Below are 9,516 nucleotides of genomic sequence, written 5' to 3'. Positions count from 1 at the left end.
ACCGGCGGCACCGGCGGCACCGGCGGCACCGGCGGCGCGGGCGCGGCCGGCGGAATGGGCGGCGCAGGCGGCGGCATGGGGGGCGCAGGCGGCGCGGGCGGCAGCGGCGGCGGCATGCAGGTATGCGCGCCCGGCACGTCCGAGCCCTTGCCCAAGCTGCAGCTCACCGAGGTCGTGACGGGCCTCGACCGCCCCACCTTCGTGACGGGCGCACCCGGCGATACGAACCGCCTCTTCTTGCTCGAGAAGCCGGGCCGCATCCGCATCGTGAACGGCGGCAATCTCTCGCCCGAGCCCTTCCTCGACATCAGCGCGATCGTCGAGGCGGCGGCCAATGAGCGCGGCTTGCTCGGGCTCGCGTTCCACCCGGACTACGCCCAAAATGGCCGATTCTTCGTCTACTACACGCAGAAGGCGAACCCGACCGGCGCCATCGCGATCGCCGAGTACGCTCGCGGCGCCTCGCCCGACCAGGCGGTCCAGGGTTCCGGCAAGGTGATTCTCACCATCCCGCACCCGGGCGCCAGCAACCACAACGGCGGCATGCTCGCGTTCGGGCCCGACGGTTACCTCTACGTGGGCACGGGCGACGGCGGCGGCGGCGGCGATCCGGACGAGAACGGGCAGGACGTCAACGCCAAGCTCGGCAAGCTCCTCCGCATCGATGTCGATAAGTACCCGACGCCTCCGCCGGGAAACCTCCAGAACGGCGACAAGGACATCTGGGACTGGGGCCTGCGCAACCCCTGGCGCTTCAGCTTCGATCGATGCACCGGCGATCTCTACATCGCCGACGTCGGCCAGAACGTGGTCGAAGAAATCAACGTCGAGCCGGCTGGTGAAGGCAACAAGAACTATGGCTGGAACACCATGGAAGGCTCGTTGTGCTACGACCCGGCCGCCAACTGTGACCAGACGGGCCTCACGTTGCCGGTCACGGAGTACGAGCATGCGAGCGGCTTGGGCGACTGCTCGGTGACGGGCGGATACGTCTACCGCGGGTCGAAGATCGCGGGGCTCGTCGGGACGTACCTCTACGCCGACTATTGCTCGAAGCGCTTCTACACGCTCGCGTGGTCGAAGGGCGACGTCATCGCCGAGGGGGAGATCTCGGCCGATCTCGAAAGCACGGCGCTGAGCGCGGGCATCACTTCGTTCGGCGAGGACACCGCGGGCGAGCTCTACGTGATCGTGGACAACAGCCAGGGCGGGACACCCGGCAAGCTGTACCGCATCGACCCCGAGTGACATCGACGCGCCCTCCCTCGGGGGGCGCTCCCGCGTCGAAACGCGCGCCTCTTCATCTCTCTACATCTCGTCTTCAACTCCTCTTCATCTCGATCCCCGCGTCATCACGACTTCGGCGGAGGCAGCCTCCTCGAAAAGAGGACGACGCGGGCCGCGCGTCGGGCTTGCTTCGTGAGGGCCGTCGCCGCACGGCCGGAAGGCTGCCTCCTCTCCTTATTATATGAGTGCGAGTACGCGACGCGTCGGAGGCCCGAAGTCCCGGGCGCCTGCTCCTCGTCGGTTTCGTGGCGCATCCCGACGCGGCTTTGCGGTGCACATCGCGTCGGCGCCGGGCGCCGCTATCGCCGCGGGCCGCGGGCCTCGGGCGCGCGCGCGGCGGACACAAATCGTCGCGGACGCGTCGCGAGGCATGCCTCGTCGAACCATGCAGGGCTCGAGGTCGTCCTCGTGGCTATCCCGGTACCACCGATGGGCATGAGCTGCGCAGTGCAGGTGCAGCAATGAAGGGACGTCGGGCCGGTCTTTAGGGAGAGCCCCGCCCCCAATCCGGGAGGACACGGTAGCGTGCACGGCAAAGCCCGGGTCGCAAAGCCTGGATCGACTGGCAGCCCGCGCGGCAAACGAGAGGGCCTGGCTGGACAATGCGAGCAACGCGCGGTCTCGCGGGGATTTCGAGCGGTCGGTCGGTCCGGTAAACGTCCGGCGCTACCGGGCGGCGGTGGAGGCAAAACCTGCCAGCGTCGCGCGGGCCGAACCAAAAAATGAACGAAAGGACCGTCCTGCCACTTTATTCGCTTGACCCGCACGTCTCCAAAGGCATAGTCGTAACCATCCGCCGAGCGGGATTCGGCGAGGGAGAAGACATGGCAACCGACGCTTTCGAGCAGCAGATTGTGGAACTTGTGCGGAAGATGCCCGACTCGGCGATTCTCGCACTGGTCAAGGATAAACTCGGCTCGGCTGTGGCCTCCGCTCCGGCGGCGGCTCCGCTCGTGGCTGCGGCTGCGACCCGGGGTCGCGGTCGTCCGGCGCGCGTGCCGCAGGCGCTCGTGGCGGCTCCGGCGGTGGAAGCCCCGGCGCCCGCAAAGCGTGGTCGCGCGGCGGCCCCTGCTGCGCCTGCGAAGCGCAAGCCCGGCCGTCCGAAGAAGACGGCGGCCCTCTCCGCGGAGCGGCAAGAGGTCCTCAATTCGGTGGAGCGCATCGTGAAGGCGTCGAACGGCGTGAGCGCGAGCGATGTGGCCCGCCAGGCCGGCATTCCGCAGACGCGCGCGGCGGCGGCTCTCAAGGAGCTCAAGCTCGCGAAGCGCATCTTCCAGGGTGGTGATCGTCGTTTCGCCCGCTATGCGGCCGACCTCAAGACGGCGGAGCAGGCGAGCCTGAACGCGCGCAAGACGGCGAGCGGCCCCTCGACGGCCGGCGCCCCCGCGAAGAAGGCGGCCCCCGCGGCGAAGGTCACGCGCAAGCGCGCGGCGGCCCCTGCGGCGCCCGCGGCGAAGTGAGTCGCGACTGATCAACAACCTGCCAGCAGGACGCGAAGCAACTTTATCGACGTCCTGCTAGCAACGTGGCGGCCCGACGCGGTGGCGGTGGAGATGGCTCCCCGCCCTCGATTCGGGCCGCGCGGTCGTTTCGAAGGTCGGATCGGTCGTCCGGACGAAGTCAAAACGACGACGCCGACACCACACGCGCCAGCTCGGCTCGACCGGAGCGGCTGTCCGCGATCGATCGTTATGGCCAGCCCGCGGCGGCGCCCGAATGGAGCGTCGTCCCCCTAGCGGCCACGACGTCCAAAACGTTTTTTTGCGCTGGATCGCGTCGCCCGTTCGATTGGTGGTCGGCGGCCAAACCTAGCGCGGCGCAGGCGTGTGTCGCGGCGAAACAAACGGAGCACGCACGGATGGTATGTCCGGGCGGACCGAGCCTGCTTCCACGCCGCTTGCTCGGACGAACCCGGCCGCCGAGCTCGCGGGATGCGCGTCATGCAGCGCCGCGAACATGCGTTCGTCGTTATGCGCGTCGCCAAAGCGATGCAGGCGTCATGCTTTCGACGCGTTTTTGCAGACCGTTAACGGTCCGGGCCTTTCAATTTTGAACGACTCGACCCTGCGCGCGTTTCATCTTCAGAGGACGCGGGCGTGGGAATCGTTTTACGGCGGGTTCCACGTCGCGCCGTCGTCGTCGGATACGAGCACGTAGAAACCGCGCCGCGAGGTACCCGTGACATCGGCGGACACGATGAGCAGCGTGCGTTTTCCAAACGAAACGAGCGCGCCGAAGTCGACGCGCCCACGCGCGCCCGTCCCTTCGCCGATGATGCGCGCACGCTCGTAAAACGTCCCGCCGTCGGTCGACTGCGCGTAGTAGAGGCCCCAGCGCTCACCGGCCTGCGCGCTCATCACGGCGGCCGCGCCCGTGGACGTCGGCACCGCGACGATCTCCCGCTCGTGTTTCTCGATCCAAGGCTTGAATACGGGGCGCGACGGGGTCGTGCACTTGCCTTCGAGGTCACAAAGCAAGAGCGTTATGCTCTGCTTGTCGGCGTCCGGCGCCTCGACGACGAACTTCGTGTCGTTGCACCCAATGGGCGCGCCAGCGAGCGCCTCGGCCGGACGCGGGACCAGCGTGAGCTTGTCGGGCGTCACCACGAGGTAGAAGTTCTTGTTCGGATTCTGCTTCGTCGGCGGTTGCGTGACCGCCTGGTACGAAATCGAACCGACGTCGCAAGCCGAGGACGCGGAGAGCTCGGCGACGAGCGTAGGCGTCGGCTTCAGGAGCTTCAGGTCGATGTACTCGGACTCCGCAGGCGCCGCGACGGTCTGCCCGGGCGCGGGCCATTTCCGCGACACGACCTCGCGCCCCTTCACCGAGAAGAGCCGCGGCGGCCTGCCGACGGGCCCCGTGGCGAACGTCTCCAGCTTGGGGAGCGCGACCTCGGCCGGCGCGTCTGTGCCGGGCGGCGTGACATACCGCGCGACGAACTTCTTGGGGGTGGGCTCGACGACGAGCGACGCCGTCTCCTTGTCGAGCAGCGCGAGCCGCGGCTTGGGGATCGGCTGCTTCGGGTCGGGCTTTCGCGCGAGCGGCGGCTGGTCGACCATCGTCGCCGTGCCGAACGAGGGCGCATCGAGGCCCGCGAAGAAGAACTGGAACGGCGGCGGCGGCGGCGCCTTCTTTCCAACCGCCGGGGGCGCCTCCGCGGCCGTCTCCTTCGGGCCGAGGGCGAGCGCGAACATACCGTCGGTGCCGAACGCGTAGCTCGACCAGGTCTCGCGGTCCGTGCGGAAGGCCTTCCACGTCTTGCCCGCGTCCACGGTCATGAGCGCGATCGCGACGCTGCCGGGGACACCGCCGGCCAGGATGGCCCGCTTGTCGTCGAGCACGTACACGTGATCGAACTTCATCGACGGCGGCGCGAGGCTCGCGTCGAGGCCCTTGGCGGTGCCGAGGCCGGTGGAGAGCTGATCGAGCGAGGCGGCCCCGCGCGGAGGCGGAGGCGGCGCGATCGGGGCGTCTTCTTTTTTCTTCGAGCAGCTCGGAAGGAGCGACAGCGCGAGCGTCAGCGCGTAGGCCGTCGGGGACCAGGGGCCCTTCGTCGTTCGAAGCATCTCACTCGACTCGATCGGGATCCATGCAGCAGCGGAAACCCGTGGAGTAATCGTGGTAGCGGAAGTCGTGCGCGGTGGTCTGGTAGGAGCAGCCCTCGCCGTTCAACGACGTGTCCATGTAGTAGCCGCCGCGGAACGTGCCGTCGCGATCCTCGATCCACTCGTGCAGGTTGCCGACCATGTCGAAGACGCCGTACTCGTTCGTGCACTCGGCGCGCATGCCGGTCTCGAACAAGGAGTCCGGGAGCTGGTTGATGAGCGGCTGGTTCATCCCCTCGCTCCAGCGGCGATCGTCGGGGATGCCGAGGCGCAAGGCGACCTCGACGACGGGGTGCGCGCTGCGGATGTCGTCGTTGCAGACGCGGCGCTTGCGGTCGTCACCGTACGGGAAGCGGGTGCGCTTCGGGCCGCGGCAGGCGCGCTCCCACTCGTCGGCGGCGCAGAGCCGTTTGCCCGAGGCCTGGCACGCGCGCTGCGCTTGTTCGCCGCTGATGTAGCCTTGCGGGATCACGCCCGGCCGGGACACGGCGCGCACGGACGTCTCGTGCCCGTCGACGGATTGAAACGGCGACCACGCGCGCACGTCGCCGCTCGAGAGACGCTCGACGAGCGACCCCTCCCAGCGATCGACGCAGACGCGGCCGTCGACGAGCGCCATCTCCGCCGGGCAGCGCGAGGTGTTCGCGAGGATCTCGCTGTCGACGTCCTCGGCGACGGAGCGCCACGCGGCCGCGGCGAGGCGCGTCTCGACCGTGACGACGCGCGCCTCGGTGGATCGGACCGCGATGGGCCGCTCGGCCGGCGCGAGGGGCTCGGCCGGGCGGGATGCGAAAGGCGGCGCGACGCGGGCGTTCGCGCTCGCCTCCTTCACGGCGTGGATTTGCGACAGCCCTCCCGGGGCAGCACACCCCGCGGCCGCGGAGGCCAGGATCGCCGCCACGACGAGGCTGGAAACGTGCCGTACGGCGCGATGCTCGCTACGGCTGGATCGCAGGGCTTGCCCGAAAGGGCCAGACAGGAGCCAATCTGCGTCGTCCGCCTTCGTCGCCACGAGCTTCGAACGATGCCTACGGATGCGGCGAGACGCAATGGAGAAAATGCCAACGCCCGCGCGTGGGATCGTCTTCCAACGCGTTCGGCGCTTGACAGCGGGAGCGACGCTCATCGAAAAGTCGGTCCTTTGAGGTCCAATGGTTGGACCGCGGACCGTTTGTCCGCGAGGGCGCGCTCCGGGGAGGCGCCCTCGCGGAGGCCAGCTCAGGGGCTCACTCGTGGATGCCGGTGCCGAGGTCGGCGGCGTTCCAGCGGAAGTTGTCGAGCAGGACGAGCGAGTCGAGGATGTTGTCGCTCACGTCGAAGATCGTGAGCTCGAGCGTGATCTTCTCGCCGGGCACGACGGAGGCCGTGTTGTAGAGCCAGTCCGTGCCGCCGCCGGTGTTGCTGATCTGCATGCCCGTGCCCGCTAGCTCGCCGGCGCCCGAGGGGCACGTGTTGCAGCCCTTCGGCGTGCACACCTGGAAGAAGCCGTTGTTGACGCTGACGGGGTTGCTCGAGCCGTCCTTCGCGATGTTCTTGTCGAGCGGCAGGCCCATCGCGCCCGACTGCAGCAGGGCGAGGAAGAAGTCGTTGTAGTTCGAGCACTGGAACGACCAGTACTCCGAGGAGAAGAACCGGAACTGATACTCGAACGACTTCGCGTTCGTGGGCACGCGGATGTCGAGCCGCACGTTCACCGAGTCGTTCGCGCCCGAGCCCGACGAGCAGGCGCCGCTGCAGCCCTGCGACGCGGGCAGCTTGCCGCCGTTCGCGAGCAGGTACGTCGCGGGCGGGTTGCCGTCGTAGTCGTGGGCCGTGCTCGTCCCGGCGTATCCCGCATCGTCCTGGTCACGCATGACACCACTGGAGAGGCCCGCCATCGTGAGGCCTTTCTGCGGCTTCACGACCGTGCCGTACCCGGTCAGGATGGCGCTCGCCTTGTCCGACAGGGTGAGCTGCTGGGCCGCGGTCGGCGTGGAGCCGTCGGCGAAGACGAGCTTGGCGCTGAGCACGCCCCACTTCTTGAACTGACCCGCCGGCGGGATCTCCTGCACGAACTGGCAGAGCTCCATGGCCTTCGCCACGTCCTCGGCCGTGACCCCGGCGAACTTCGCCAACGAGCTGCAGGGCGGCGCCTCGACGTTGTCGGGCGTCGTCGGGTCGCAGTCGTTGTCGATGCCGTCGTTGGTGAACTCGAAGGCGCCGGGGTTGACGGCCTTCGGGTTCGGGCAGCCGGGGCTCAGGAAGTCGCAGCAGTCGCCGCCGCCGCAGGAGCTGTAGCCGTCGCCGTCGTAGTCACCGGAGGAGTCGTCGGCCGCGCCGTTGCAGTCGTCGTCGATCGCGTTCGCGCAGATCTCGTACTTCGGCAGGACCTGGCCGACGCAATCACCCCAGCCCGAGCCGTCTTCCTTGCACGTCTGCGTGCCGGACTTGCACGGGCCGACGCCGAGCGTGCCGGGCAAGCCCTGGTAACACGACTGCGTCTGGCCGGGCACGCAAGAGCACTGTCCGTCCTGCAGCACGTTCCACTCGCAGCCGTCGTCCGGGTTCTTGTTGCAGTCCGAGAAGCCGGGCTTGCACGAGCCGAGCGTGCAGAGGCCGTTGTCGCAGAGCGCGACGCCGTTCGGCGGGCCGCCCATGAGCGGCGGGTTCTGCGTGTCGTCGAGGGTCCACGCGAACGAGCACGCGTTGTTGCAGAAGCCGCAGTTGTTCTCGTCGTTCGAGAAGTCGTAGCAGCTCGACCCGCAGCAGCTGAAGCCCGCCTGGCAAGGCTGGGTCGCGGAGCAGCCGGGGATGCACGTCTTCGAGATGCAGATCGAGCCCGGATTGCAGTCGGTGTCGATGATGCAGCCGTTGATGCACAGGTTCTTCATCGTGTCGCAGACCTGCGACCCGAGGCAGTCCGCCTTGTGCGTGCAGCCGACCGCGCACTTGCCCTCGATGTTGCAGTACTGGCCGATGCCGCAGTCGTCGACGAGCGGGTCGCCGCTCGGGATGCACTCGACGCACTTGCCCGTGTTCGCGTTGCAGATCGGGCCGCCGGGATCGCCCGCGCAATCTGCGTCGACCACGCAGGCCATCGGCCCGGCGCCTGCGCCGCCCATGCCACCGCCCGCGCCGCCCGCGCCGCCCGTGCCGCCATTGCCACCGGACCCGGGTGCAGCGCCCATGCCGCCGTTGCCGCCGTCGCTCACGTTCGACGTGCCTGCCGAGCCGCCGGCTCCTCCGCCCTGCGCGCTGCAACCAGACGCAGCCGCGTACGCGACGAGCGCCGGGACGAGCAGGGTCGAAAGCGAAGAGCGCAAGTCGTTCCGCCTCGTACGCTTCATCATTTCAAGTACCTCACCGTAAAACCACGAGCGGGCCGAGCCCGCACCATCCGAAGCCCGAGGCCGCGCGCCGCGCTCTCGAAGAGCGCCGCGCGCAGCGAGTCACTTGTGGACGCCGGCGGCCGCCGCCTTGATGTCCCAACGGAAGTAGTCGAGCAGCACCGTCGAATCGACGTTCGAGTCGCCGGCGTCGGCGATGATGAACTCGATCTCCATCGTCTCGCCGGGCACGACGGGCGCCTCGTTCACGAGCCACACGGTGCCGCCGCCGTCCTTGTAGTCGCCGTCCCAGCCGCCCATGCCCGTGCCCATGAGCTCGAGCACGCCCGCGGGGCACGCGCCCGCCGGCGAGACCGGCGAGGGGAAGCAGACCTCGTAGAACGCGTTGTTGACCGTGATCGTCTTGCCCGTCGCGTCCTTCGCGATGTTGCGATCGGCGGGGAGCGGATCCTGCATCGGACCGGGCGTCCAGGCGCTCTTCAGGAGCGCGAGGAAGAAGTCGTTGAACTGGCCGCAGCTGTACTCGGGGTACTCCGAGGTGTAGCTCTTCAGGCGATACGAGAACGACCGCGCGTTCGTCGGCACGCGGATGCGCATCTTGAAGTTGACCGAGTCGAACGCCTTCCCGCAGTTCTCGCCCGTGCACTCGGGGCACTCCGGCGGCGACGGGAGCTTGCCGCCGTTCGCCGCGAGGTAGGCGGCCGGGATCGGGCAAACCGTGTTCGCCTTGTAGTTGCCCTTCTGGAGGTCCGGGTTCGGCCCGTTCTGCGGGTGGATGAAGCCGAGGTCGGTCTCGTCGCGCGCCGTGCCCGTCGAGAGCACGGCCATCGTCGCGCCCCGCTTCGGCAGCACGTTGGGCCCGTAGTTCGCGAGCACGCCGACCTGCACGTCCTTGGGCACGACCGCGTTCGTCCCGTCGGCGAGCAGGAGCTGGCTCGAGATCACGCCCCACTTCTTCTGCTTGAGCGGCGGGTTCTCGATCGTGAACTGGCAGAGGTCCATCGCCTTCACGAGCTCGAGCGTGCTCGTCGGCGTGGCGAGCGGCGGATCGGTGCAGTCGGCCGCGGGGACGTCGTCCTTCGTCGAAGGATCGCAGTCATCGTCGATGGTGTTGCCGAGGTACTCGAACGCGCCCGGGTTCACGCTCTTCGGGATGTCACACTTGTTGTCGTTGTCGCAGCAGTCGCCGTCGCCGACGGTCCAGCCATCCCCGTCCTGATCGACCGCCAGCGGATCGCCGCCCGCGCCGCCGCCGCCGCCCGCGCCGCCCGCGCCGCCGACGCCGCCCGCGCCGCCTG

6 protein-coding genes are annotated in these 9,516 nt (G+C 68.8%); 2 read left to right on the top strand and 4 right to left on the bottom strand.

The features are described from left to right. Both QHF85_RS48940 and QHF85_RS48935 read left to right on the top strand, forming a co-directional pair. Positions 1 to 1,248, top strand: a 1,248-nt coding sequence (locus QHF85_RS48940) for a PQQ-dependent sugar dehydrogenase (RefSeq protein WP_281334443.1), incomplete at its 5' end; no start/stop codon positions are given. Positions 1,249 to 2,111: 863 nt separating this feature from the next. Next, the gene (locus QHF85_RS48935; protein ID WP_281334442.1) at positions 2,112 to 2,747 is read left to right on the top strand and encodes a hypothetical protein; all 636 of its coding nucleotides are present in this window, start codon (positions 2,112 to 2,114) and stop codon (positions 2,745 to 2,747) included. Between the two features lie 648 nt (positions 2,748 to 3,395). On the opposite strand, the gene QHF85_RS48930 is transcribed toward QHF85_RS48935, so the two are convergent. The 4 genes from QHF85_RS48930 to QHF85_RS48915 form a co-directional block, all read right to left on the bottom strand. Then, the gene (locus QHF85_RS48930) at positions 3,396 to 4,853 is read right to left on the bottom strand and encodes a sialidase family protein (protein WP_281334441.1); all 1,458 of its coding nucleotides are present in this window, start codon (positions 4,851 to 4,853) and stop codon (positions 3,396 to 3,398) included. Between the two features lies 1 nt (position 4,854). Continuing rightward, positions 4,855 to 5,724, bottom strand: coding sequence for an SUMF1/EgtB/PvdO family nonheme iron enzyme (locus tag QHF85_RS48925; RefSeq protein ID WP_281334440.1), 870 nt, complete (start codon positions 5,722 to 5,724; stop codon positions 4,855 to 4,857). Positions 5,725 to 6,118: 394 nt separating this feature from the next. Beyond that, positions 6,119 to 8,194, bottom strand: a complete 2,076-nt coding sequence (locus QHF85_RS48920; protein ID WP_281334439.1) for a choice-of-anchor L domain-containing protein — start codon at positions 8,192 to 8,194, stop codon at positions 6,119 to 6,121. Between the two features lie 126 nt (positions 8,195 to 8,320). Beyond that, on the bottom strand, positions 8,321 to 9,516 hold a 1,196-nt coding region (locus QHF85_RS48915; RefSeq protein ID WP_281334438.1), incomplete at its 5' end, for a choice-of-anchor L domain-containing protein.

The sequence above is a fragment of the Polyangium sp. 6x1 genome, assembly GCF_029946515.1.
Taxonomy (GTDB): domain Bacteria; phylum Myxococcota_A; class Polyangia; order Polyangiales; family Polyangiaceae; genus Polyangium.
This window is presented reverse-complemented; position numbering and strand designations above follow the sequence as displayed.

Coding starts and splice junctions, on each gene's coding strand:
- QHF85_RS48935 (WP_281334442.1), top strand. CDS start 2,112: ATGGCAACCGACGCTTTCGAGCAGCAGATTGTGGAACTTGTGCGGAAG.
- QHF85_RS48930 (WP_281334441.1), bottom strand. CDS start 4,853: ATGCTTCGAACGACGAAGGGCCCCTGGTCCCCGACGGCCTACGCGCTG.